At 55.1% G+C, this 1,195-nt stretch carries 1 protein-coding gene; it reads right to left on the bottom strand.

Annotation, left to right across the window (positions count from 1 at the left end; all coding sequences use genetic code 11):
* Positions 1-136: 136 nt before the first annotated feature.
* Positions 137-961, bottom strand: a complete 825-nt coding sequence (istA, locus tag KOR42_RS26310) for an IS21 family transposase (protein WP_146512756.1) — start codon at positions 959-961, stop codon at positions 137-139.
* Between the last annotated feature and the right edge of the window lie 234 nt (positions 962-1,195).

Raw genomic sequence — 1,195 nt, 5'->3', positions numbered from 1 at the left:
AAGCTCTGGCCAATCAAAGACGAAATAACCTGTACCGACACTCCCGGCCGAGACGCTCACATCCCTCCACCGGGTTCCTTATCAACAACAGCGCTCCGTTTTTCGCCCGTCGAGCGCTACGTTTTCTGACCGATGTCTACAGCTCCGGCGTGTACGGTTTCGTGGGCACGAAGACTGTCCCGTAATGCATCGCGAACGACTGGAGCTTCGGATGGATCTCCGGGTCGTACCAATCGGCGTTCTTAACTGCCGCTTTCAAGTTGTCGATCACCAGTCGTTTGGGAACTCCCCCAAAGTAATGAAAGGCATTCTCAATCGCCGCGATGAAATTGTCCGTCGTCTGCCTCCAGACCACTTCGCTGTAGGCTTTCCGTGAACAGCTCAGCACAATCCGAAACATCCACGGCCTGCGTTTCTTGCCATCCGGTGTGATGATCGGCGCGGCGGTGCCGAAATCAATCTGAGCCTCCTCGCCTGGTTCAGTCTCCATCCTCCGAAACGGGAGTGGAGTCCTTGCTCCGAGGCGATTCACAAATCTGCGGACACAGTGATAGCTGCCAGAGAACCCATGTTCGCTCCTGAGATCCTGATGAATCCTCGTCATCGAGAGTCCCTGGTCCAGCTTCTTCTCAATGACCTCCCGGTAAGGATCACACTGACTCTTGGGACCGTTCAAAATCGCTGGCTCAACCTGAGAAAGCTCTTCCGCTAACAGTCCCATGTGTGCCAGAGAATCTCCCTGCTCATTTTGCGGGATTGGCCGATTTTCAGAGTCCGCAACATCCTCAGACCCGGTGCGCGGGTTTGGCCGGTTTTCCGCCGCCAGCTTCAGTTGCTGGACATACTTGTTGACCGTCCCCCGATCGATCGCCAGCAGCCTGGCAATTGATCGGTTCGAGTGCCCGGATCGATGTAACGTCTCAATAGAATTCATCTTCGCCATTGATAATCGGTTCGGCATGCGTCTGTTCCTCCAGCACACATCGTGCTGAAAAAACCTCACACACCGCTCCTCAATGGCCGATTTTCACCCGCAAATCAGTGGCCGGTTTTGCCCGCGCAATGACAAGCTGTGCTTCGCGTCTGAAGACCCGCCAACCACATGGTCGTATTCATCGCGACCGGAACACACTTCGAGCCTGAGAAGATTGCCATGAACATTGAGAACGAACTCGCTGCGCTGCAGCAGCTCACC

The organism is Thalassoglobus neptunius, assembly GCF_007859735.1.
GTDB classification, from domain to species: Bacteria; Planctomycetota; Planctomycetia; order Planctomycetales; family Planctomycetaceae; genus Thalassoglobus; species Thalassoglobus neptunius.
Note: the sequence above shows the minus strand (reverse complement) of the source record. Positions and strands in the feature narration are given on the sequence as shown.

Coding starts and splice junctions, on each gene's coding strand:
- istA (WP_146512756.1), bottom strand. CDS start 961: ATGCCGAACCGATTATCAATGGCGAAGATGAATTCTATTGAGACGTTA.